The organism is Devosia sp. LjRoot16 (assembly GCF_964252795.1).
Classification (GTDB): domain Bacteria; phylum Pseudomonadota; class Alphaproteobacteria; order Rhizobiales; family Devosiaceae; genus Devosia_A.
The window spans coordinates 1,686,242-1,709,491 of the sequence record NZ_CAXUPH020000001.1 but is presented as its reverse complement, the minus strand read 5'-3'; the positions used below and the strand labels follow the sequence as shown (position 1 = coordinate 1,709,491).

The 23,250-nt window shown below is 66.3% G+C and carries 23 protein-coding genes and 1 pseudogene; 7 read left to right on the top strand and 17 right to left on the bottom strand.

Going from position 1 to position 23,250, the window contains the following annotated elements; translation table 11 throughout:
• Positions 1-62: 62 nt before the first annotated feature.
• Complete coding sequence (locus ACSQ23_RS08110) at positions 63-728, bottom strand: peroxiredoxin (protein ID WP_436090291.1); 666 nt, start codon at positions 726-728, stop codon at positions 63-65.
• Positions 729-863: 135 nt separating this feature from the next.
• Here ACSQ23_RS08110 and ACSQ23_RS08105 point away from each other — a divergent pair, with 135 nt between their 5' ends.
• Entirely contained in the window at positions 864-2,567 is a 1,704-nt protein-coding gene (locus ACSQ23_RS08105) for an AfsR/SARP family transcriptional regulator (RefSeq protein ID WP_436090290.1), read from the top strand.
• A 77-nt stretch (positions 2,568-2,644) separates the two neighbouring features.
• On the opposite strand, the gene ACSQ23_RS08100 is transcribed toward ACSQ23_RS08105, so the two are convergent.
• Complete coding sequence (locus ACSQ23_RS08100; protein WP_156384448.1) at positions 2,645-2,818, bottom strand: hypothetical protein; 174 nt, start codon at positions 2,816-2,818, stop codon at positions 2,645-2,647.
• A 171-nt stretch (positions 2,819-2,989) separates the two neighbouring features.
• Entirely contained in the window at positions 2,990-3,976 is a 987-nt protein-coding gene (locus tag ACSQ23_RS08095) for an SDR family oxidoreductase (RefSeq protein WP_436090289.1), read from the bottom strand.
• Between the two features lie 182 nt (positions 3,977-4,158).
• On the opposite strand from ACSQ23_RS08095, the gene ACSQ23_RS08090 reads away from it, so the two are divergent.
• Positions 4,159-4,920 (top strand): sugar phosphate nucleotidyltransferase, encoded by a 762-nt coding sequence (locus ACSQ23_RS08090; RefSeq protein WP_436090288.1) that lies wholly within the window; start codon positions 4,159-4,161, stop codon positions 4,918-4,920.
• Positions 4,921-4,925: 5 nt separating this feature from the next.
• Positions 4,926-5,663 carry a LicD family protein gene (locus ACSQ23_RS08085; RefSeq protein ID WP_436090287.1) on the top strand — a complete coding sequence of 246 codons (738 nt, stop codon included), beginning with the start codon at positions 4,926-4,928 and terminating at the stop codon, positions 5,661-5,663.
• On the opposite strand, the gene ACSQ23_RS08080 is transcribed toward ACSQ23_RS08085, so the two are convergent.
• The 8 genes from ACSQ23_RS08080 to ACSQ23_RS08045 form a co-directional block, all read right to left on the bottom strand.
• The gene (locus tag ACSQ23_RS08080; RefSeq protein ID WP_436090286.1) at positions 5,642-6,580 is read right to left on the bottom strand and encodes an ABC transporter permease; all 939 of its coding nucleotides are present in this window, start codon (positions 6,578-6,580) and stop codon (positions 5,642-5,644) included. The two genes, ACSQ23_RS08085 and ACSQ23_RS08080, sit on opposite strands and share 22 nt — an antisense overlap.
• A 3-nt stretch (positions 6,581-6,583) precedes the next feature.
• Complete coding sequence (locus ACSQ23_RS08075; protein WP_436090285.1) at positions 6,584-7,663, bottom strand: ABC transporter permease; 1,080 nt, start codon at positions 7,661-7,663, stop codon at positions 6,584-6,586.
• Complete coding sequence (locus tag ACSQ23_RS08070; protein WP_436090284.1) at positions 7,660-9,183, bottom strand: ABC transporter ATP-binding protein; 1,524 nt, start codon at positions 9,181-9,183, stop codon at positions 7,660-7,662. The genes ACSQ23_RS08075 and ACSQ23_RS08070 overlap by 4 nt, the downstream gene beginning before the upstream one ends.
• 7 nt (positions 9,184-9,190) lie before the next feature.
• Positions 9,191-10,180 (bottom strand): BMP family protein, encoded by a 990-nt coding sequence (locus ACSQ23_RS08065; protein WP_055875054.1) that lies wholly within the window; start codon positions 10,178-10,180, stop codon positions 9,191-9,193.
• A gap of 357 nt (positions 10,181-10,537) precedes the next feature.
• The gene (locus ACSQ23_RS08060) at positions 10,538-11,350 is read right to left on the bottom strand and encodes an ABC transporter permease (RefSeq protein WP_055993965.1); all 813 of its coding nucleotides are present in this window, start codon (positions 11,348-11,350) and stop codon (positions 10,538-10,540) included.
• Complete coding sequence (locus ACSQ23_RS08055; protein WP_436090283.1) at positions 11,341-12,513, bottom strand: amino acid ABC transporter substrate-binding protein; 1,173 nt, start codon at positions 12,511-12,513, stop codon at positions 11,341-11,343. Before ACSQ23_RS08055 ends, ACSQ23_RS08060 begins: the two co-directional genes overlap by 10 nt.
• A 154-nt stretch (positions 12,514-12,667) precedes the next feature.
• Positions 12,668-13,657 (bottom strand): PQQ-dependent catabolism-associated beta-propeller protein, encoded by a 990-nt coding sequence (locus ACSQ23_RS08050; RefSeq protein WP_436090282.1) that lies wholly within the window; start codon positions 13,655-13,657, stop codon positions 12,668-12,670.
• Positions 13,654-14,067 (bottom strand): hypothetical protein, encoded by a 414-nt coding sequence (locus ACSQ23_RS08045; RefSeq protein ID WP_436090281.1) that lies wholly within the window; start codon positions 14,065-14,067, stop codon positions 13,654-13,656. The genes ACSQ23_RS08050 and ACSQ23_RS08045 overlap by 4 nt, the downstream gene beginning before the upstream one ends.
• A gap of 170 nt (positions 14,068-14,237) precedes the next feature.
• Here ACSQ23_RS08045 and ACSQ23_RS08040 point away from each other — a divergent pair, with 170 nt between their 5' ends.
• The 4 genes and pseudogenes from ACSQ23_RS08040 to ACSQ23_RS08025 all read left to right on the top strand — a co-directional run.
• Positions 14,238-15,233, top strand: a complete 996-nt coding sequence (locus ACSQ23_RS08040; RefSeq protein WP_436090280.1) for an ABC transporter substrate-binding protein — start codon at positions 14,238-14,240, stop codon at positions 15,231-15,233.
• A gap of 104 nt (positions 15,234-15,337) precedes the next feature.
• The gene (locus ACSQ23_RS08035; RefSeq protein WP_200940396.1) at positions 15,338-16,045 is read left to right on the top strand and encodes an ABC transporter permease; all 708 of its coding nucleotides are present in this window, start codon (positions 15,338-15,340) and stop codon (positions 16,043-16,045) included.
• Entirely contained in the window at positions 16,042-16,779 is a 738-nt protein-coding gene (locus ACSQ23_RS08030) for an ABC transporter ATP-binding protein (RefSeq protein WP_436090279.1), read from the top strand. The genes ACSQ23_RS08035 and ACSQ23_RS08030 overlap by 4 nt, the downstream gene beginning before the upstream one ends.
• Before the next feature lie 68 nt (positions 16,780-16,847).
• Positions 16,848-17,525: pseudogene (locus ACSQ23_RS08025) on the top strand (ATP-binding cassette domain-containing protein); the annotation flags it as partial.
• 108 nt (positions 17,526-17,633) lie between these two features.
• Here the strand turns inward: ACSQ23_RS08025 and ACSQ23_RS08020 are convergent.
• The 6 genes from ACSQ23_RS08020 to ACSQ23_RS07995 form a co-directional block, all read right to left on the bottom strand.
• Positions 17,634-18,134 (bottom strand): thermonuclease family protein, encoded by a 501-nt coding sequence (locus ACSQ23_RS08020; protein ID WP_436090278.1) that lies wholly within the window; start codon positions 18,132-18,134, stop codon positions 17,634-17,636.
• Positions 18,134-18,889 (bottom strand): pentapeptide repeat-containing protein, encoded by a 756-nt coding sequence (locus ACSQ23_RS08015; RefSeq protein WP_055875030.1) that lies wholly within the window; start codon positions 18,887-18,889, stop codon positions 18,134-18,136. The genes ACSQ23_RS08020 and ACSQ23_RS08015 overlap by 1 nt, the downstream gene beginning before the upstream one ends.
• A gap of 11 nt (positions 18,890-18,900) precedes the next feature.
• Positions 18,901-19,653, bottom strand: coding sequence for a hypothetical protein (locus ACSQ23_RS08010; RefSeq protein WP_436090277.1), 753 nt, complete (start codon positions 19,651-19,653; stop codon positions 18,901-18,903).
• 3 nt (positions 19,654-19,656) lie between these two features.
• On the bottom strand, positions 19,657-20,265 hold the full coding sequence (locus ACSQ23_RS08005) for a c-type cytochrome (RefSeq protein WP_055993980.1): 609 nt from the start codon (positions 20,263-20,265) through the stop codon (positions 19,657-19,659).
• 86 nt (positions 20,266-20,351) lie between these two features.
• Positions 20,352-22,100: a pyrroloquinoline quinone-dependent dehydrogenase gene (locus ACSQ23_RS08000; RefSeq protein WP_055875020.1), complete on the bottom strand. Its 1,749-nt coding sequence runs from the start codon at positions 22,098-22,100 to the stop codon at positions 20,352-20,354.
• A gap of 82 nt (positions 22,101-22,182) precedes the next feature.
• The gene (locus ACSQ23_RS07995; RefSeq protein WP_436090276.1) at positions 22,183-23,232 is read right to left on the bottom strand and encodes a LysR family transcriptional regulator; all 1,050 of its coding nucleotides are present in this window, start codon (positions 23,230-23,232) and stop codon (positions 22,183-22,185) included.
• Positions 23,233-23,250: the final 18 nt, after the last annotated feature.

Here is a 23,250-nt window from a genome sequence, read left to right as displayed (position 1 = left end):
GTCTCGCCGGTTGGTATTGATCGGGGTGACGGAGGCGCCGGAAGCGCCTCCGCATTGTTGGCTCAGGTGAGTACCGGCTGCGGCACGATCCGGATGTAAGGCTTGGGCTCCTTCCAACCCTGCGGATAGAGCGTCTTGGCCTCGTCGTTCGACACCGAGCCGGCGATGATCACGTCGTCGCCCGGCTTCCAGTTCACCGGCGTCGCCAGGCGATGCTTGGCGGTGAGCTGCAGCGAGTCGATCACCCGCAGCACCTCGTCGAAGTTCCGGCCAGTGGTCATCGGATAGGAGATCACCAGTTTGATCTTCTTGTCCGGCCCGATGATGTAGACGTTGCGCACCGTCTGGTTATCCGCCGCGGTACGGCCATCCGAACTCGAGCCCGCCGAAGCCGGCAGCATGTCGTAGAGCTGGCTGATGGCCAGCGTCGGGTCGCCGATCATCGGGAAGTTCGGCGCCGTGCCCTGCGTCTCCGCGATATCCATGGCCCAGCCGGCGTGCTTGTCCACCGGATCGACCGACAGCCCGATCACCTTGACGCCGCGCTTGTCGAATTCCGGCTTCAGCCGCGCCATGTAGCCGAGCTCGGTGGTGCAGACCGGCGTGAAATCCTTGGGGTGAGAGAACATGATCCCCCAGTCATTGCCCAGCCACTGGTGGAACGAGATCGGCCCCATCGTCGTATCGGCGCTGAAGTCGGGAGCCATCACATTGATATTGAGAGTCATTTCGGTGTCCTTTGCCTCTGGAATTCGATTGCCGGGACACCTTAGGAAATCTATGTTCCGCCAGCGTTCCCCGACGGGGAACGCTTGGTGACGGCCCGTCAACTGGGCGCGGCAACAGCTCGGGGCGGTGCTGTCTTGCGTGTTTCGATCACTTTGCTCGGCCGCTTCGGCGTCAGCGTCGATGGCCGTCCGATCCCGACCGCTGACTGGCGGCGCGACCGGGCCGCCGCACTGGTGAAGTTTCTCGCCATCACCCCCGCCCATCGCCTGCATCGCGAACAGCTGATGGAAGCGTTCTGGCCCGAGCTCGATACCGAGGCCGCCGGCGCCAACCTGCGCAAGGCCATCCACTTCGCCCGCCGCACCCTTGGCGCGCACGAACTCATCACCCTTGGCAACGACGTCGTCGCGCTGGCGCCGGAAGCCGAGCTCAGCGTCGACACCGAACATTTCGAGGCGGCGACCAGGGCGGCGCTGAGATCCCGCGATGCCGCCGAGTTCGAGCGGGCCGCCGACCTCTATCCTGGCCAGCTGCTGCCCGACGACATCTATGTCGATTGGCTCGACGCCCCGCGCACCCAGCTGCAGCAGCGCTACACCGAGCTGCTGCGCGCCGGCGGGCTGTGGCAACGACTTATTGCCCACGACCCCACCGACGAACAGGCGCAATGCGCCCTGATGCAGCGGGCCCTCGATGCCGGTAACCGGGTCGAGGCGATCCGCCAGTTCAACCAGCTGCGCGACAACCTCCACGCCGAGCTCGGCGTCGGCCCCAGCGCCGCGGCGATCGCGCTCTACGAGCAGGCCCTGGCGCTGTCCAGCGCCGAGCAGCCGGACCCGTCGGACCGCATCCGCGCCTCGCTCGCCTGGGGCCTGGTGCACCTGCAGAGCGGCGAATTCGACCGCGCCAGCGAGATCGCCCGCGACACCCGCAACCAGGCGCTCGCCGCCAACCTCGCCCGAGAAGTGGGCCAGGCCAGCGCGCTGCTCGGCCTCTCGGCCAATATGCAGCAGCGCTGGCCCGAGCTGTTCCGCTCCGAGTTCATCGAATGGGTGCGGGCCCGCCCCACCTTCGTCCGGCATGTGTTCGACGGCCACCTTTGCCTCTCGGAATTCTGCCTCTGCAGCGCGCACGGCCATGCCGGGATCGCCGCGCAGTCGCGCGAGCTGCTGGCCGTCGCCACCGAGGCCGATTCCGTCGCCGGTCGCGGCCTCGCCAACCTGCTGCTGGGCGAGGTGGCGCTGTTCTCGGGTGAGCTCGATGCGGCCGAAGCACTGCTCGAGGATGCCGAAGACCAGTTGCTGGAAGCCGGCGCCGTCGCCGGCCGCGTGCTGGCGCTGGAACGGCTGGCCGAGATCGCCCTTGAACGCGGCCAGAAATGGCGTGCCAATCGGCTGATCCAGCGCGGGCTCGGCGAGGCCGAAGCCACCTGGCTGTCGCCGCACCTCAACATGCGCATGCAGGCGCTGGCGGTGCGCGCCGCGCCGACCCGCGAGAAGGCTGCGGAAGCCATCCTTGCCGGCGACCGGCTGCTGACCAATGGCGCCTGCCAGCCCTGCTCGATGGCGCTCCGCACTGCCTCAGTCATCGCACTGGTCGAGGCCGGACAGCTGCACGAGGTCGATCGCCGCCTCGCCGATGCCGAACGCATCGCCGGTATGTGGCATGGCGGCCCGTGGGCCGCGGCTTTATGGGAAGCCCGGGGCGTGCAGCGCCGCGCCCAGGGGCACGAGGTTCGGGCGCTCGCTGCCTTCGACGAAGCCGCCTCGCGCTACGCCGAACTCGGCCGCCCCCGCGACGCGGCGCGCTGCCTCGCCCGCATGAAAGACGCCGCCTAAATCACTTCAGCAACGAGCGACCCACATTCCGGCTTTCGCGGGAATGCCCCGGTGGGCGGCCGCTCGATCGCGGGCGTCTAGTCGTAGGTATCCTCATCCGCCCTGGCGCTGATGAACCCCGCGGCGCCTGGCATGTCGGGCGCTTCGTCCTTGGCCGCCGGCTTCACCGGCTTGTCCTTGGCCTTCTGCGCCTCTTCATGCCTGCCGTGGCCGGCAGCGTCTTTCTTGTGAGCCTTGTGCTTGTCGCTCATGGCGTCCTCCTGTTGCTGTGAAGGAGAACGCGCCAGCCGAGCTTTGGTGCCCTCTCTGCACCCCTCCCCCTTGAGGGGAGGGGTGGGGGTGGGGGTCCATCGGCGATCACCGCACCACCCCCTCCCCCGCGGGGAGAGGGAAGCGAGGACTGGAGGATCGCTGCAGGTGCTTTACCGCCCCAGCGCTGCCTGCTCCGAGGTGATCCGGTCCATCAGCGGGTCGAGTTCCATGTTGACCGGTGCGTTTGCGGTGAGGCGCTGCTTCAGGAAACCGATCGACTCCTCCAGCACTTCGTCGAGGTTCTCCGAGCAGTTAAAGTCGCCCGCGACACGCTTCACCTTGGAGTTGTCGAACAGCGCCGACCAGGTCTTGTCGCCGATCAGCGGCCCTTCCCAGGCCTTGTTGTAGGCGACCAGCGTGTCGGACGGCACATGCACGATATCAGGCGTCAGCCCGACGCCGCGGCCGATGGCATGATAGATGTCGTCCCAGCTATAGCCGCGGTCCGAGGTGATGTGGAAAATCTCGCTCAGCGCCCCGTCCTTGCCGAACAGGTTGACGAACGGCACGGCGAAATCCTTCGAGCGCGTCAGTGTCCAGGGCGAAGTGCCGTCGCCGGCAACGATCACGGGTTTGCCCTGCTGCATGCGGCGGATGACGATATCGCCCTCGCCCATCATCGTCGGCAGCCCGGTGCGCACCGTGTGGCTCGGCCGGACGATGGTCCATGGCAGGTTCTTCGCCTCGGCCAGCAGCTTTTCGCAGGCGATCTTGGCCTGGCTGTAGCCCCAGTAGGGGTTCACCGCCGGGGTCTGTTCGGTGATGATGTAGTGCCGCGCCGGCTTCTCGTAGACCGAGGCCGACGAGATGAAGATGTATTGCTTGGTGTTGCCGGCGAAAGCGGCGATGTCCTCGGCCATCTGCTCGGGGGTGAACACCATGAACTGCGCCACCACGTCGAACTTGTGGGCGCCCAGCGCGCGGTAGGCCGCCTGGTCCTTCATGTCGCCGACGATCGAGGTCACTCCGGCCGGCAGCGCCACATCGCGCTGCCCGCGGTTGAACACGCTGACCTTGTGCCCTTGGCTGACCGCATATTCGACGCATGGCAGCGAAATCTGCCCGGTACCACCGATGAAAAGTACGCTGAGACTCATGAAATCCTCCTCGAGTATGAGGAGCGTACCTCATCACCGGTCCGCCGCGACTGCAACCTTCGACGCAGCCCGAGGCGCCACGCCATTCAGCGATTGTGCGCACGCCAACAACCGCCTACCACTTCTCGTCGACGCGCCGGATCTGGGCACGGCAAGTCACCTGATCACCTCGGGACGGTAGCTTGATCAACATCGTCATCCCGATGGCCGGCCGCGGCTCGCGTTTCGAGGGCACCGCCGAACGCGTGCCCAAGCCGCTGATCGAGGTGCAGCCCGGCCGCCGGATGATCGAGTACGTGGTCGATTACCTGCGCCTCGCCGAACCGCACCGCTTCATCTTCGTCTGCCAGGCCGAGCACGCCCGCCGGCACCGGCTGGCCGACCTGTTCGCCACCCTAGCCCCCGGCCATGAACTGGTGCTCTCCGACGCGGTGACCCGCGGCCCCGCAGCGACAGCGCTTCTTGCGGCGCCGCTGCTCGGGCCGGATGACGAGTTGCTCGTCGCCTATTGCGATTGCTTTTTCACCATCGATATCTCGGCCTTTCTCGGCCGCCTGCGCGGTGCATCGGCCGATGGCGGCGTGCTGATCTTCCCCTCGACCCAGCCGAGCGATGCCTATGCCCTTGTCGATCCGCAGGGGCGCATCTCGCAGATCGTCGAGAAAGAGGTGATCAGCGGCGACGCCGTGGCCGGGCTGTTCTATTTTCGCCGTGGCGAGGCGTTCGTCGGCGCGGCCGAGGCCGCCATTGCCTCCACCCCGGCTGACCGGGAGGCGTTCGTTTCAAACGTCTGCGACCGCCTGATCGCCGATGGCGGCACCGTTCTCGGCCAACGCATCGATCGCCGCCAGTGGATCGAAATGGGCACCCCGGCTGACCTCGCCCTCTCCCGCCAGTGGCTCGCGACACATCGGCCGACGGCAATGCCAGGCCGCCGAGGGTGAGGGCGATGAAGCCGCTCAAGCCGCGCTATCGGCGCACCTGGTCGCGGCCCATCGCGACGCTGACCCGGGGTTTCGCCCGCAATCCCAAGCTGGCCTGGCAGCTGGTGCGCAGCGGCATGAACCTTCGCAACACCCAGAACCTGCGCCGCTTCAGCCTCGCCATCCATGGCCGCGACTTCCTCGCCGACATCTACGCGGTGGCGCGCGAGGTCGGCATTCGGCCCTATCTGATGTGGGGCACCCTGCTGGGGGCGGTGCGCGATGGCCGTCCGATCCCGCACGATACCGATATCGACCTCGGCCTCAGCGCCGCCGACTATGCCCATAAGGTCGCCTTCGTTTCCGGCATGGTCGAGCGCGGCTACTTCTTCGTCCTCGACGAGCGCTACAAGTTCCGCCTGCTGCGCCGCGATTACGTGCTGCACGCCGATTTCGACGTCTTCTATCCGGCCGGCGGCGAGATGATCTGCCTGAACCCCCTCGATGGCGTTTACCAGGGCGCCCGTTTTCCACTCCAGAGCTTCGATCGCCTGCGCGAAATCGAAATCCTCGACGGCCTCAAGGTGCTGATCCCGGATCCGCCGGAGCGCCTGCTCGAAACCATCTACGGAGCGGACTGGCGAACCCCCAACCCCGGCTATGTCGGCACCACCGACCTCGCCAACCCACTCCGCATCGCCAAGGGCGAGCCCATTCCGCCGCTGCCGGAGGGGCCCCCAGGTCAGACACCGCCCTTCTCATAGGGCTGGCCCAAAGCCGCCGGAGCGCCGCTGCGGGTCGCCGACACCGCCAGCACCACGATGGTCAGCACATAAGGCAGCATGATCAGGAACTGCAGCGGCACGCCGCTCGGCAGCAGTTGCGCCCTCAGTTGCAGCGCTTCGGCCGCGCCGAACAGCAGCGCCGCGACCAGCACCCCGAACGGATGCCGGCGCCCGAGGATCAGGATGGCTAGCGCGATATAGCCGCGACCCGCCGTCATGTTGTCGAGGAACACCCCGGTCGCGCTGATCGACAGGAACGCACCGCCGAGCCCCGCCAGCGCCCCGCTCACCGCCACCGCCGCATAACGGATGGCGATCGGATCGAGCCCCAGCGTCTCCGCCGCTTCCGGATGCTCGCCTACCGCCTTGATCGACAGCCCGATGGTCGAGCGCTGCATCACCAGCCAGCCGCCCAGCACCAGCACCAGTGACAGGTAGGTCGGCGGGTCATGCTGGAACAGCAGCGGCCCGAGGATCGGGATCTCCCCCAGCGGCCCGAAATCGATCGGCGCGAATGGCGTGATCCGCGGCGACGCGGTGCCCGAGCCGAAGGCCAGACGGAAGAAATACGCCGAAACGCCGAGCATCAGCAGGTTGAAGGCGATCCCCACCACCACCTGGTTGGATCGAAGCGTCACTGCATAGAACGCCAGTCCGAGCCCCGCGATGGCGCCGATCAGTACGGCGACGCCGGCGCCGAGCCACAGGTTGCCGCTGAAGTGCACGGTGATGAAGCCGGTAAAGCAGCCGATCAGCATCATGCCCTCGAGCCCGATATTCAGCACTCCGGACTTTTCCGCGAACATCCCGCCCAAAGCCGCGAGGAGGATCGGGATCGACAGCCGGACGCTCGCGGCGATGAACCCGGCGAGGACCGGATCGGCAAGCCACTCCATGGTTCAGCTCCCCACCACGGCGCGGCGGCGGAACAGCCGCGGCAGGGCGTTCTGGCCGATCAGCAGCAGCACCACCAGGGCCTGGATCACCGTGGTCAGCGCGCTCGGCACTCCGGCCGCCGATTCCATGGTGGTCGAGCCGATCTGCAGCGCCGCGAACAGCACCGCTGCCGCCAGCACCCCGAGCGGATTGGTCTGGCCGAGCAGCGCCACGATGATTGCCGTATAGCCAAAGCCCGGCGACAGGTTCTCGATCATCCGCCGCTGCACCCCGGCGACCTCGGAGAAGCCGGCGAGCCCCGACAGCGCCCCGCAGATCAGGAAGCCGGTCCACAGCGCCGCCTTGACGTTCATTCCGGTATTCTCGGCGGCGCGTGCATTGTGCCCGACGGCCCGCAGGCGGAACCCCGCCACCGAACGCCACAGGAACACCTGCGCGACGATCGCCACGACGACGACCAGCAGCAATCCGGCATGGAGCCGCGTGCCCTCGAGCAGCATTGGCAGCCGCGCCTCGGCCGCGAGCCGCGCCGTGCGCGCCAAGGGCGAGCCCGGATCCTGCAGCGGCCCATGCAGCAGGTAGCCGACGAAGTAGATGGCGATGTAGTTGAGCATGATGGTGGTGATCAGCTCGTCCGCCCGGAACTTCAGCTTCAGTACCCCGGCGATCGCCGACCAGCCCGCCCCGGCGACCGCCGCCGCGAGAGCCATGGCCGGCAGCACCAGCCATTGCGGCTGGCCGCCAAGCTGCAGCCCCATCCAGGCCGCCGCGACGCCGCCGATGAACAGCTGCCCCTCGGCCCCGACATTGAACACCCCGGCGCGGAAGGCCAGTGCGATGCCGATGCCGCAGAACGCCAGCGGCACGGTGCGGATCGCCGTTTCGGCGAGCCCGTTGGTACTGCCCAGCGAGGCCTCGAACAGGCTGAGATAGGCGAGCACCGGGTCGCGCCCGATCGCCGCGATCAGCAGTGCCCCGATAGCGAAGGCGGCAAGCACGCAGAGCATGCCCGACAGCACCGAGCGTGGCAGCAGCCAGCGTCGGGCGAAGCCGATAGCGGCCGCCGATGCACTCTCGCTCATGCCGTCCTCCCGGCCATCAGCAGCCCCAGTTTCTCGACGCTGAAATCGGCTCGCGCCACCACGCCCGTCACCTGTCCCTTGAACAGCACGACGATCCGGTCGGCCAGCGCCAGCACCTCGTCGAGCTCGGTCGAAATCAGCAGCACCGCCGCCCCGGCGGCGCGCCGCTTGAGCAACTGGCTCTGCAGGAACGCCGTCGCCCCGATATCCAGTCCGCGCGTCGGCTGCACCGCAACCACCAGCCGCGGGTCACGGCTCAGCGCCCGCCCCAGCACCACCTTCTGCTGGTTGCCGCCCGAGAGCGAACCGATGGCCTGTTCAACGCTGCCCAGCCGCACATCGTAATCGGCCACCAGTTGCGCCGCAAAAGCCCGCGTCTCGCCCTGCCGCCGCAGGCCCCAGCAGGCAAAGCGCGGCCGCCCGGCTTCTTCAGCCACGGCATTGTCGGTGACTGACAGCTTTTCGAAGATCGCCGTGCGGTGCCGATCCTCCGGGATATGCGCCAGCCCCGCCGCGATCCGCTCGGCTACCGGCCGGTGGGTCATCTCGACCCCGTCGATCAGCACCCGCCCGGTATCGGGCCGCTGCAGCCCGACGATCGCTTCCGCCAGCTGCTGCTGGCCATTGCCGTCGACCCCCGCCACCGCGACGATCTCGCCGGCGCCGACCGAGAGGCTCACCCCCTCGAGCCGCCGCACCCCGCGCGCGTCGGTCAGCCCCAGCCGATCGACCTCCAGCAGCGGCCGTCCGGCAACGGGTATGCCCTCGAGCTGCGGCAGCGTCACCTCGCCGCCCACCATCATGCGGGCGATCTCGCGCGGTTCGGTTTCGGCCGTCCGCAGCGATCCCGCCACCTTGCCGCGCCTGAGCACGGTGATCCGGCCGGTGACCGCCATCACTTCATTGAGCTTGTGCGAGATGAAAACGATCGCCGTCCCGGCGGCTGCCAGTGCGCGCAGCACGGGAAACAACGCCGCCGCCTCCTGCGGCGTCAGCACCGCGGTCGGCTCGTCCAGCACCAGGATTTTTGCGCCGCGATAGAGCGCCTTGACGATCTCCACACGCTGCTGGCTCGCCACCGACAGCTCGCCGGCCAACGCCCGCGCATCGACCGCTAGGCCGTAGCGAGCGCCCAGCGCGTCGATCTCGTCGGCCAGTTGGTCGAGGCGCGGAAACCAGGTCCGCACCTCCTTGAGCCCCAGGGCGATGTTCTCGGCGACCGTCAGCGTCGGCACCAGCATGAAGTGCTGGTGCACCATGCCGATACCGAGCCGCCGCGCCTCCAGCGGGCCGTCGATCGTGACCGGCTGCCCGCCGATCTCGATCGACCCGGCCTGCGGCTGGATCAGCCCGGCCAGCGCCCGCATCAGCGTGGTCTTGCCGGCGCCGTTCTCGCCGAGCAGCGCGTGGATCTCTCCCGGCTCTACGGCGAAGCTCACATCGTCATTGGCCACCACCGGGCCGAAGGCGACGCGGATGTTCCGCATCGCCACCGCCGCGGCTGCGATCAGTTGTGACACTGCCCGCTTACTGCACTTCGCTGGTATCGAGCGGCACCTCGAACGTGCCGGCCTTGATCGCCGCGATCTTGTCCTCGACCGCCTTCAGCACCGCCGGATCGACGTTCTTGTCGAGCCCGTGGAAATCGGCGAGCCCGACCGAGTTGGCGGCAACGCCATACGACCAGTTCTCGCTCTTCCAGGTGCCGTCGAGCACCGCCTGGCCGACTGCCGTCACCAGCGGCCCGAGGTCCCAGGTGACGCTGGTCAGCACCGCCTCGGGGCCGAGATGGTTCTGGTCGGTCATGGCGCCGAGCGCGAACACCTTCTTGGTGATCGCCGCATCGATCACCCCGACGCCTTGTGCGGACAGCACGTCGGCGCCCTGCTCGACCTGGGCGATGGCGGCTTCCTTGGCCTTGGGCGGATCGAACCACGAGCCGATGAAGGTATGGAGTACCTTGATCTCGGGTTTCACCTCCTTGGCGCCCGCCTCATAGGCGTGGAGGTTGGCCAGCATATTGGGCGCCGGCATGCCGCCGACCCAGCCGACCGAGCCGGTCTTCGAAGTCCCGGCCGCCAGCATCCCGGCGAGGTAGGCGCCCTGGTAGTCGGGGTTGGAATAGGTGCCGAGGTTCGGCGCCAGTTCCGCTGCCGTGCCGGCCATGAAGGTGGTGTCGGGGAAATCCTCGGCGGCATTGAGCGCCGCATCGCCGAACGAGAAGCTGTGCGCGAAGATCAGCTTGTAGCCGCGCTCGGCGAAATCACGCAGCAGCCGTTCGGCATCGGCGTCGGTGACGTTCTCGACATAGGCGACTTCCGCCCCCAGCGCCTTGCCGGCGGCTTCGAGGCCGTTATAGCCCACCGAGTTCCAGTCATTGTCGGTGATCGGACCGGGCAGGATCATCGCGATCTTGAGGTCGGCGGCCAGCACCGGGGTGCTCAGCGCGGTGGTCGCGACGAGCAGCAGCGCCGCCTGCGCAAAGCGCCGGCGTGAGAGTGTCATGAAGGATGTCATCTGTTCTTCTCCTGTATCGCGCACTGCGCGGGAACGATGGGGCCCGCCAGCCCTTCGTCCCGCATTCGGGGTCGCAGTGCGGGACCCGGATGGTAATGCTGCTAACGTTGTCGTCAATTGTCACAAAGACGTGTGGATGACAGGCGGGCTGTGCGTTGGGCGCATGGCGCCTTCGTCCCGCGATCGCTAGTTCGGTGCCGAAAGAGCACTCCCCACCCTGTCCCTCCCCCGCAAGGGGGGAGGAGACCAAAACACTGACGCTGGTGGGAGCGTTTCCCTCCCCCTTGCGGGGAGGGGACAGGGGAGGGGGTGCTCTGTGCGCACCGGCCTGTCCGCCGCGTGTCGCAGGCAGCTAGCCTAATCCCGCTTCACCTTGCGGATCGCCCCGGCCTGCGGATCGTAGCCGCGGGCCGCGAGCAAAAACGCCACCGCCGCACACCCCGCCACCACGCCGAACGAGGTGAGATTGAGCTGGCCGTACATGGCGAAGCGGATCAGCTCCACCGCATGGGTGAACGGGTTCACCACGCTCAGCCAGTAGACGATCTCAGCGCCGGACTCCCTGAGTTTCCACAGCGGGTAAAGCGCCGAGCTCAGGAAGAACATCGGGAACACTACGAAGTTCATCATCCCGGCAAAGTTCTCGATCTGCGGCGTGTAGACCGACACCAGCAACCCGATCGAGCCCAGCATCAGCCCGGCAAGGATGATCGCCGGAATGGCGGTCAGGTAGCCCAAATCCGGCACCCCATAGCCGACCAGTTTCGCGACGATGAGGAACGCATAGGCCTGCAGCAGCGCCAGGATCGTGGCGCCGGTGATCTTGGCGAAGAGGAGGAAGCCGCGCGGCAGCGGCGTTACCAGCATCACCCGCATCACCCCGGCCTCGCGGTCATAGACCATCGACAGCGCCGACTGCATGCACTGGAACAGGATGACGATGCCCACCAGCCCCGGCAGGATATATTCCTGGTAGGGCGTATAGGTCTGGTACGGCGGCACGATCGAAACGCCGAGCAGGTCGTGCAGGCCGGTGGCGAAGACGATGAGCCACAAGGCCGGGCGCACCAGGGCCGACAGCAGCCGCTCGGTCTGGCGCAGGAACTTAGCGATCTCCCGCCAGGTGATGGCGTAGACCCCAAGCCACAGGTGCTGCACGCTTACTGACACTTGTGCTCCGGCTCATCGGTGCCCAGTGTATCGAGCACGTTGGTCTGGTGCAGAAAACCTTCGAGCGGCGCCTCGGCGATGACGGCGTTATGCGTTGCGAGCACGATCGGGAACCGCATCTGCCCGTCCCACGGCCGGAAGTTGAGCTGCACGCCCTTGGCCCCATCGATCTTCAACCGGTTGCCGCGGATATAGTCGGCGGTCTTCTGGTATTCGCCGGTCCGCGCCTTGGCATAGGCGGTGACGATGGCCTTGGCGGCGATCCAGCTCGACCAGTCCTGCCCGGTCATCCGTCGCCCCTTGGTCAGGGTCTCGAAGCGCGAAGTCACCTGGGTCGAGCCATCGCGGTCCCAGCTCCACTGCCACTCCGACGCCACCAGCCCGGTGGAGCCGACCACCAGCCGCGGCAGCTGTGTGTCGTAGGGCAGGTAGCGCGAGAACTCGCCCTGGTGGTCGGCGACGAACACCACGTCGTAGTCGGCATTGCCGGTGATCAGCAGCGAGTTGTTCCGCTCGCGATTGGCCGGGTCGGTGGCGAGGGTGAACTCGCGCTCGTCGACGATGTTGAAGCGCTGCCGCTCGGCCGAAGCGCGGAACGCCGCCGCCATCGCCTTGTCGCGCGGCTCGGCCCCCACCAGCATCAGCACCTTGGTCCAGTTGCGGGTACGGAGCAGTTGCACCATGGCGTCGGACAGCATGCGGTCCGAGGCGGCAGTGTGGAGCAGGTTCGGATAGCAGCGCTGGCGCAGGTAATCCTCCGGCGCCGTGGCATTGAGCAGCGTCACCGGCCACTCGCGGGTTTGCCCGGCCACTTGGTCCACCAGCTCGGCCGGCAGGTCGAGAATGACGAACTGCTCCCCCGCCTTCACCATCGCATCGAGCTTGGCCACCAGCGATGCCACGTCGGTCGCCTCCTGATGGTCCAGCATCACCTGCTGGTCCACCGCGTCCGACACCACCTTCATCTCCTCGACACCCATCGTCGCCCCGTCGATCGGGTTGCCGCCGGGCGCGATCTCGATGCGCGTATAGACGAGGTCGGGGTGATAGCGCGGATCGTCCTTCAGCCCCAGATAGCCGATCTTCACCTCTGCAGAAAATGCGGCGCCGCTCAGGAGCAGCGACGCCGCCAGGGGGAGGAGGCGGAGAAAAAGACCCCTCATCCGGCGCTGCGCGCCACCTCCCGGCGAGGGCTCCGCCCTCGTCCGGTCTCCCCGACGGGGAGAAGAAGCGCGGCGGCCAGATCGAGGCACCATTCCTCTCCCCGTCGGGGAGAGGGTGGACCGGCGAAGCCGGGACGGGTGAGGGGTGTTCGCACTAATCATCGATCACCACCGAATGCGGGACGCGTCCCACCGGCACCGACTTGATCGGCTTCATCGAAGCCATGTCGATCACTGTGATGTCGTCCGACAGCCCGTTCGCCACATAGGCCCGGGACTCGTCGCTCGAGAGATCCACCGACCAGGCGCGCTTGCCCACCAGCACATATTGCAGCACGTCGTGCGTCTTGCCGTCGATGATGACGATATGGTTGGCGCGCCCCAGGCTGAGCAGGATCTTGCTGCCATCCTTGGTCACCGCCATCCCCACCGGTGTCACGTCTTCCTCGCGGAAGCCGGGCGGCACGAAGATCAGGCTGTCGCCCTTGATCTCGTTGCTGGCCGTATCGATGATGTAGATCTCCGATGACAGCTCGCAGCTGACCCACAGTTCCGTTCCATCCGGTGTCAGGATGAAGCGGCGCGGCCGGGTGCCGACCAGGATGTTCTTGGTCACCGCACCGGTGGTGGTGTCGACCACATGCACCATGTCGGCAACTTCCGAGGTCACGTAGGCGGTCTTGCCATCCGGCATCACCAGCACGCCCTCCGGCTCGGCCCCGGTCGGGATGTCCTGGATGGAGACCCGTGTCTCCATGTCGATCGCCTCGAGCCGCGAGTCCTCTTCATTCGAGACGTAGATCACCTTCTCGTCCGGCGAGAAGGCGAACACTTCCGGCGACGGCCCGGTGGGGATCGAGTCCACCACCTCGAGGCTCGCCACGTCGATCACGTCGATTGCGTCATCGTCACCACAGGCGACGTAGAGCAGCTCCTTGGCCGCATTGAAGTGCATGTCGCGCGGCCGCCGCGAGGTGGCGATGCGTTTCACCACCGCCAGCGACTGGTCGAGCACCACCACTTCGTTGCCCTTCTCAGTGGAGACGAAAATCATCCCCGTACCCTTGGCGACGGCACGCGGCACCGCGCTTGCAGCAAGCAGTGCCGTCGCCGTCGCGACGAATGTGCGTCGGGTGAACCTCATTTGACGATGAACTTCCCCTTGAGGCCGCGGTTCTCGTAGCCCGGCACGTAGATTTCATACTCGCCCGGCCGGATCGGCACGAACGAGATGTTGAAGGTACCGGCATCGTCGAACTCGATCGAGTAGAGGCCCCACACCTTGGTCTCGAGGTCGTTGACGACGATCTGGTTGATCCACGAGTTGCGGAACAGCTCGGGCGCCACCACGGCGATCTCCTCATTGCCGTCCGAGGTGATATCGAGCTGGTAGTATTTGCCGGTCTCGAGCTCCCACACCTCCTGCGAAAACTTCAGATCCGCCGTGTTGATTTCGAGCGTCAGGTCGGTGCCATTGGCGGCAAGATTACCCTCCGCCTGCGCCCCACCGGTGAACAGCAGAGCAGCAGTCGCGGCGACGAGAAGTTTGTGCATTTGGTGGCCCCCCATAGGCAGTTTCGATCAGCGTTATCGCAATTTACAATCTGCTGTCCCGACACGCACCAGCAACCCGCCAGCCGCAATACATGATATAGCCAAGCCCAATGATCCCGGGTGCTAGCGCTGCACCTACCACTGCTATTCTCGCGTTCCCAGGAGGAACCATGCGCAAAATTCTACAGGCCGCTCTGCTGGGGATGACCCTCGCGATCGGCTTCACCTCCGGTGCCTTCGCCCAGCATGGCGAGCCGGAAAAACTGTCGCTCGGCGTGCAGGCCACCGGCACGGTGAAATGGGAGCTGGCCGCCATGCAGGCGCTCGAGCTCGACAAGAAGCATCACCTGAAGCTCGACATCCGCGACGTCGCAGACAGCAAGGCCGGCCAGATCGCCCTGCAGGCCAAACAGGTTGACGTCATCCTCTCCGATTTCGTCTGGGTCTCGATCCAGCGCCACCAGGGTAACATGGTCACCATGGTGCCGCACTCGCTGACCGTCGGCGGACTGATGGTCGATCCGGCCGCCGGCATCGCCAGCGTCGCCGATCTCAAGGGCAAGACCCTCGCCGTCTCCGGCAGCCCGGTCGACAAGAGCTATGTCATCCTCGCCGCCTATTACAACAAGCTGACCGGCGGCAACCTCACCGAGGATGCCGATGCCAAGTTCGGCGCGCCCCCCCTGGTCAACGAGCTGATCACCGGTGGCCAGGCCCAGGCGGCGCTCAACCTCTGGAACTGGAACTCGCGCGCCAAGCTGGCGGGGAAGACCGAGCTGATCTCGGTCGCCACGATGCTCGCCGATCTCGGCGTCTCCGAAACCCCGCCGCTGCTCGGCTGGGCCTTCTTCGACGAGACCGGTCGCGACAAGAAGGCCGCCATCAAGGGCTTCCTCGATGCCAGCTTCGAGACCAAGAACGCGCTGCTCACCGACGACGCGCTGTGGGACAAGATCCGCGACGTGATGAATGTCGGCGATGACGACAAGCTGTTCGCCCAGCTGCGCGATGACTACCGCGCCGGCATCGTCACCAAATACGCCGCCTCCAGCATGCAGCCGGCTGAAGAGTCCTTCGCGGTCATGGCCAAGTTCGGCGGCCCCGACGTCGTCGGTGACTCGACCGAACTGGCCGACGGCACCTTCTGGAAAGGCTATCGCAAATAGCCGTTGAACTGCGCCACGGCAGGACCGCAGCCGGAATCCCTGACAAGCAGCAGCAGCGCGCGGCGAGACGAGGCATCCCCCTCGAGCTCGTCAGCCTGCTGCTGTTGCTGGCTGCCTGGCAGATCCTCGCCATGCTGTTCCCGTCGCGCCTGTTCCCCACCCCGATCGATGTCGGCGCCCACGTCTGGACGCTGGCGACGACGGGAAAACTCCTGCCCGATCTCGGCAAGACCCTGACCCGCGCCGTCATCGCCTTCGTCATCGCCATGGCGCTCGGCACCGCCATCGGCATCGGGCTCGGCCGCTCGCGCGTCGCCGACCGGCTGTTCTCCGCCTGGGTGGTGGTCGGCCTCAACGTCCCGGCCATCGTCATCGCCATCGTGCTCTATATCTGGCTCGGCCTCACCGAATTCGCGCTGATCCTCGCCGTGGTGCTCAACAAGCTGCCTTTGGTCATCGCCACCATTCGCGAGGGGGTGCGCAGCTTCGATCCGGCCTATGACGATCTCGGCCGCGCCTTCCGCATGCCGTTCCTGCGCCAGTTGCGGTTGATCGCCGTGCCGCAGCTGATGCCGTTCGTCCTCGCTGCCGCCCGTACCGGGCTGAGCCTGATCTGGAAGATCGTCCTCGTCTTCGAGGTGCTGGGCTCCGATGGCGGCGTCGGCTTCCGCATCTCGGTGTTCTTCCAGTTCTTCGACATCAAGGGCATCTTCGCCTACACCACGGCCTTCATCCTGGTGGTCTTCGTCTTCGAGTACCTGATCCTCCGGCCGCTCGAGCGCCGGGTGCTGAAATGGCGGCAGCCGCGATGAGTGGTCCCCGTCTCGATATCGCCATCGCCGGCAAGCGCTTCGATTTCCTGCCCGAGCCGCTGCTCGAGCGCTTCGAGCTCATGATCGAGCCCTCCTCGGTGGTGGCGCTGGTCGGCCCCTCCGGCGTCGGCAAATCCACTCTGTTGCGCATGGTCGGCGGCATCGACAGGCTGTTCTCGGGTACCATCAGTGTCGACGGGATGCCAGCTGCCGCTGCCCCTCCCGCAGGGTTCGTATTCCAGGATGCCCGTCTCCTCCCCTGGCTCACGGCCATCGACAACATCCGCGCCGTCCGCCCCCAAACCACCGAGGCCGAGGCCATCGAGATGCTCGGCCGGGTCGGCCTCAGCGGTTTCGAGCACTACTTCCCGCACGAGCTGTCGGGCGGCATGCAGCGGCGTGTCGCGCTGGCTCGCGCCTTCTCGGTCAATCCGCGTCTCCTGCTGCTCGACGAGCCCTTCGTCTCGCTCGACCGCACCCTGGTGCGCGAGATGGAAGAGGTGCTGTTCGCGCTGATCGCGGCGAGCCACCCCACCGTGCTGCTGGTCACCCACCTGCCCGAAGATGCAGCGATGCTCGCCGACCGCGCCATCGTACTGAGCGGTCGCCCCGCCCGCATCACCGCCGACTACCGCTTCGATATCCCGCGTGGCCAACGCAGCCGCGAGCAGCGCGACGCCATCGCCAACCAGATCGCCGCCTCGGTCGGCACCGGGGAGCATCAGCTGCCATGACCGATCCCATCCTCACCCTGACCGGTGTGAGAAAGTCCTATGGCAGCCACGAAGCCCTGAAGGGCGTCTCACTCGACATCGCCCCGGGCGAGATCGTCGGCCTGCTCGGCCCCAACGGCGCCGGCAAATCCACCCTGTTCCAGATCTGCTCGGGCCTGTTCTCGCCCGATGGCGGCGCGGTCAGACTGTTCGCCATGAGCTACCGCGACCAGGCGTCCGAAATCCTCAAGCGCCTCGGTGTGGTGTTCCAGTCGCGCTCGCTCGATCTCGACATGAGCGTGCGTGCCAACCTCAAATTCCACGGCAACCTGTTCGGCCTCTCCGGCAAGCTGCTCAACGAACGCATCGACACCTCCGCGGCCTTCTTCGCCGTCACCGAACTGATCGACAAGCCGGTCCGCACCCTCTCGGGCGGCAACCAGCGCCGCATCGAGATCGTCCGCGCTACCCTCAACAAGCCCTCGCTGCTGCTGATGGATGAGCCGTCGGTGGGCCTCGACCCCAGCACCCGCAAACTTCTCGGCCAGCACATCCGCGGCCTCCGCGATACACACCAGACCTCGATCCTGTGGGCCACCCACCTGGTCGAGGAAGTCGAACACGCCGACCGCATCGCCCTGATCGTTGCCGGCAAGATCATCCGGGTGGGCACACCGGCGGAGATCATCGCCGCAGCAGGGGCTGAGACGCTGGCGGATGCCTATATCGCGCTGACCGGGGTGAAGCCGGTGGCTGTGGTGGAGTAGCTGCTACCGCTGGTGGCTGTGGACCCCCACCCTTAATCCCTCCCCGCAAGGGGGAGGGGACAGGGGTGGGGGTCAGCCCGCGCCGGCCTATCTGTCGTCGGCCAGCACTCAGCGATAATTCCGTGGATCGGTCTTCCGGAACTCCCACGGCGCATCGATCTTGGCGCCCGGCTGGAACACCCCGATCGCCGCCGCCTTGGCTTCCTCCTCCTCAGCCACGTAGTCGTCGCCCTGCTCGACGAAGGCCCGCGCCATGCCGAGCCGCACCAGCTCGGCGCCGATATCCTTGCCCCCTGATGTGCATACCCCATAGCGCCGGTTGAACTTGTCCGGTTCGCCCGGCGTCAGCGTGCAGCTGGCTTCACCCGAAGCGATCAGCTCGCCCAGCGCCTGGCGCGCCGCGCCATAGCAATCCCACAGGAGGTCGCCGACAAAGCATTTCTGCGGCCGCTCCGGGGCATCCACCGCCCAGAGGATCACCCGCTGCTTTTCCACCATGACGATATCGGCATCGACCACCTTGGCCGCCCCGCTCACTACTTCCTGCGCCGTAGCGCCCGACACCGCCGAGATCAGTGCCAGCGCGGCAAGGCTCAGTTTCCCATGCATCATTCCGCCCCCTGCACCCGCCCGTCCGGCAGGATGTTGCGTGTGTACGTCGCGTCGGCAAACTGCTCGAGCTTCAGCCTGGCCCGGGTGAAGCGGTTGTCGCTCAGCACCGCGCCGGCAAAATCGGCATTGTCGAGCGCCGCGCCGTAAAAGTCGGTCAGCGACACCTTGGCGTCCGCGAAACTGGCTCCCGCCGCCGTCGCCTGCAAGAACCCGGCGCTGGTAATGGTGGCGCCGTCGAATTTCGTCCGCCCGAGACTCGCTTTCTCGAAATTGGTGCGCTCCAGCGAGGCGCCGGTGAGGTCGGCATTATTGAGCCGCACCTCCTTCATCACCGCCCAGTCGAGATCGGCGCCGCGGAGGTCAGCGCCGGTCAGCCGCGCATGCTGCATGCGCGTGGCGGTGAGATCCGCCTTGCCAAGCTTGGCGCCGGACAGTTGCGCCTCATAGAACATCGCATCCTTGAAATGCCCGCCGCTCAGGTCGGCACGGCTCAGATCGGCGAGGTTGAAATTGGCTCCCTCCGCCATGACGCCGCTGAGCTTGGCGCCCTTGAGGGTGGTGCGGTGAAAGCTGGCATTGGTGAGGTTGGCCCCGCTTAGATCAACGCCGCTGAGGTCGAGCTTCTTGAAGCTCTCATTGCTGAGGTCGCAGCCGCGGCACTCGGTGCGCGCGCCGCTCCGCAGCTCGTCCGCCGGGCTGGCCAGGGCTGCGCCCGGCACCAGCACCAGCAACGCCAACAGCCCCATGCGCATCGGGTCTCTCCTCATCGTACTGGTCGCGTGTCCGGCTCATACGGCTTCTGCACCACCTCGAGCCGCGTTGCTGACTGGAAGTAGTTCTTGTTGATCTGCTGGGTCTCGAGGTTGATCGAGGTCTGCCCCTTCTTGCGGAAATAGGTGGCCTCGAGCCGCATCCGTGCGTCGCCCTCCGGGCTGTCCGCGGTGCAGATCTCATGCACGAAGATCTTGCCCACCGGCAGTTGCCCGTCGGTCGGGGGCAGGTCCTCGCAGCTCTGCGCCCAGCGCCCATAACGCGACTTGAGGTTGCGCGACAGCGTCATCGCCACCCGCCGCTCGCGGTCCGCCGCCCGCTCGTCGGTGACGACGCGGATGCCGCGCGCCATCCCCTCGGCGTCGATCAGCACCGAGAACACCACCGGATGGGCATAGATCGAGTTGCCGCCCTGCATGACGCGATACTCGGTCTCCAGCGCCTTGGCGATGTAGTCGGCCTCGTCGTCATTGGTGAAATACACCTCGTGCAGCCCGCTCTGTTCCGCCGGGCACTTCTCGAACTCGGAGAAATCCTTGAGCGATGTCGAGGGCGGCCCGCCATTGGTGCCGCAGGCGATCTCGGCGACTTCAGCCGGCGGAATCTGGCTGACGGGCAACCCGAACTTGATGTCCCAGATAGTGTATTTCGGCACGAGGTTGGCGTCGAACTGCGCCAGCGCCGGCGGGGTCACCGCCAGCGCACCGAGCACACCAAGGCAAAGTCGCAGCAGACCGAGCCGCATCGCTTACTTCTTCAAAAAGGCGCAGGCCTTCTCGGCCGAGGCGCCGAAATAGAAGGCGCAATCCTCGTAGGTCGCCTTGGGCTTTCCCTGGATGTGGGTCTGGATGTAGGCGACGAGGCTGATGATATCTTCCTTCTTCAGCGACTTGCCCTTGTGCGGCATCTGGCCTTCCTCGAAGTCGGCCTTGGTCATGCCGTAGCAGCGATCGTCCTTATAGGCCGAGGCATCGTGATAGGGCATCGGCGTGCCCGGGATACCGCAGCTGATGATCTCGATGAAGCCCTGCGCATCGAGGCCGGAGTCGCGCAGCAGCGCCGCGGCGCCTTCCGAGCGCGGGTTCTTGCCCAGGCCATTACCGTCCCAGCCATGGCAGGAGACGCAGTTGCCGCCCTTGCTGCCATAAACTACGACGCCGCGGTTGATGTCGGCGCCGGCCAGCAGCGGATCGAGTTCGACCGCCGCGGCATCGGCCGCCGGCGCCTCGGCGGGAGCGGCAGTCTCTGCTGCCGGGGCGTTGGCCGGCGGCTGCGCGGCATGGAGCGCCAACGGGGTGACCGCGATGAGGCCGGCCGCGACGAGCAGCGCCAGGGATTTGCGGTTGAGGAGCGACATCTAAGACTCTTCTTTCTTCAATGAGCTGTGCCGGGCGGTAGGAAACCGCCCGGCATCGTTAGCTTGGGGATGGTCGCGGGCCGCTGTCAGAGCGCGAACACGTAGAGCACGTTGGCCGCGGGACGGTTGGCGAGCTCGGGGTAACCGAAGGTGGTCACGGCGCTGCCGCCGGCCGCGATCGCGATATACTCCTTGTCGCCGACCTTGAAGGCGATCGGCGGAGCGCTGAACGTGCCGCCCATGTTGATCGACCACTTCTGCTCGAGCGTCTTGGCGTCATAGGCGCCGAAGGTGCCATCCATCTCGCCGGTCCACACCAGGCCCGGCGTGGTCATCACGCCGGCATAGTTCGGATACGGACGCTCGATCCTGGCGACCTGCTTGCCAGTGGTGACGTCGAAGGCGAAGATCGAACCGGTCTGGGCGCCGGAAGCCGCCGCCGCGCCACCCGCGAAAGTCGTCGCGCCGGGCACCACGTCTTCGGGAGCGCGCACTTCGATGGTCAGGTCGGAACAGCCTTCGATGCCGGCGCCATAGGCGATGTTGGAGGTCGAGTCGACCGCCGGGGGCCAGAAGTTCATGCCGCCCTGGATGTTCGGGCAGGTGTTCACCGTCTCGCCGCCACGACGCATCGTGCCATTGGCATAGACCTGGAGCGGCTTGGACGCATCATACTCAACCGGCTTGCCGGTCTTGGGATCGATGCCCTTGGTCCAGTTCAGCTTCGACACATAGGGGTTGGCCGCGATGAACGAGCCATTGGTGCGATCCAGCGTGTAGAAGATGCCGTTACGGCCGAAATGCGCCAGGACCTTGCGGTCTTCGCCGTCAACCTTGGCATCGACGAGCAGCTGGGCGCCGACCTCGTCATAGTCCATGTAGTCGCCGGGGGTGTACTGGAAGTGCCACTTCAGCTCGCCGGTATCGGCGTCGAGCGCCACGGTCGAGTTGGAATAGAGGTTGTCGCCCGGACGATATTCCGGATCGTACATCGGCACCGGGTTGCCCGTGCCCCAATAGGTCACGTTGCTGGCTTCATCATACGAACCCGTCACCCAGGCCGCCGCGCCGCCGGTCTTCCAGCAGTCCGGGTTGCCCGACTGGTCGCACAGCCAGGTTTCGGAGCCGGGCTGGCCCGGCTCGGGAACCGTGTAGAAGCGCCAGACTTCTTCGCCGGTCTTGGCGTCGAGCGCCGCCACCCAGCCGCGGGTCGCCCAGTCGCCATAGGACTGGCCGACAAGGATCTTGTCTTTCACCACCAGCGGCGCATTGGTGAAGCCTTCGCCCGGCTCCTTGCCGACCTGCTGGTCCCACACCACGTCGCCGGTCTCGTCGTCGAACGCCATGACGCGACCGTCATTGAGCGCGGTGATCACCAGGTTGTCGACCAGCGCCAGGCCGCGCGAGGCGAGCAGGATGCCGCGGCTCGGGTCCTTGTCGACGCCGGTATCGCCGACCCACACGGTCTTGCCCTGCTTGCCGTCTGAAGCGTCGATCTTGTAGGGCGTGCCCCAGGGGTCGGAGATGTAGAGGAAGCCGTCCTTGGCGAGCGGCGTTGCTTCCATCGAGCCGGCGCCGAACCCGGCCGGCTCCGAGCCGCCGAGCGGCACCGCGAAGGCGAGCTTCAGGCCCGAGACGTTCTCGGGAGTGATTTCGCTGAGCGGTGAATAGCGGTGCGCATCATAGGTGCGATGCACCATCAGCCAGTTGCCGGCTTCCGCTTCGCTGCCCGCGGCGGAAAGCCGCGCGGCGGTCACATCCGCAGCGAGGGCCAGCCCCGGCAGGACCAGCATACTGCCAGCCAACATGGCGGACATCAGGTGTTTCAGGTGCATTGGTCTCCCCCTTCAGGATCGTTCTTGTTTGGCACACTGGCGCCACATAAGACCGATGCGCGGGGGAGTTTGCCTATGTCATCTATTGGAAATTCTGCTGCACCCCGGCGGTTACCCGCCCGCCCACCAGTTCCTTTTCCAGCCGCGCCCGCTCCGGCGTCGGCAGCTCCAATACGCTGTCGGCAGGGACGTTCTGGGCGTACTCGTGCCGGCAGAAGTCGGTCAGCCGCTTGAAGATGTTGGCATAGCCCGGCAGCGTCATCAGGTGCTTGGGCATGGCGAGGACGATCGAGCGGTCCATGCCGCTGAGCGTATAGACCCTGAGCCGCGTCCGCACCGAGTTGGGGAGGCTCGGCAACAGCGACAGCGGCACATGCGTTGTCGCGAGGCCCTCCGCCACGATATCGGTCGCCGCCACATAGGTCATCGCCGAGAAGGCCGGCGTCGCATAGGGCAGGTTCGAGCGATACCAGGCGTCCGACACCGGACGCATCGGCACATTGGCGCTGATCTCGACATAGCGGGTGAGCGAGGCATCGAGCTGCGACGCCTTCACCCCCTTGGTCAGCGCCTTTTCCAGCATGCCGCCCGGCAGGTCCGCCGGCACCAGCAGCACCATCGGATCGCGGAACAGCAAGGCCGTGGCGAAGCTCGAGCGGTCCTCGGCCAGCGCTTCGTCGTTGACGATCACACAGTTGAGCTGGTGCAGCCGCAACTGCTCCACCAGCTCGCTGCTGGTGGTGGCATAGCTCACCTCGAACTTGGCAAAGCCCTGCTCGTCGCTGGCGATGCGCGCCGCCGCCGACAGGAACCGCCCGCGCAGCGTGGGCGACAGCCCGATCCTGAGGAACACCCGGTTATCGACATAGCGCTTCTCGTGTTCGTCGATCGCCTGGTCGAACTTCCTGAGCACCTCGTCGGAGAACTTAAACCAGTACTCGCCCGACGGCGTCAGGCTGACCGTTCCGGTGCGGTTGCGATTGATCAGTTGCGTGCCCAGCCGCTCCTCGAGCTTGGCCAGCTGCTGGCTGATCGAAGGCTGGCTCAGCCCGACGCGCCGCGACGCTTTGGTGATCGATCCTGCGATCACCACGGCGCGGAAGATCTGCATCTGCTTGAGGGTGATATCCATTGTGGCCCTGAATGGTGG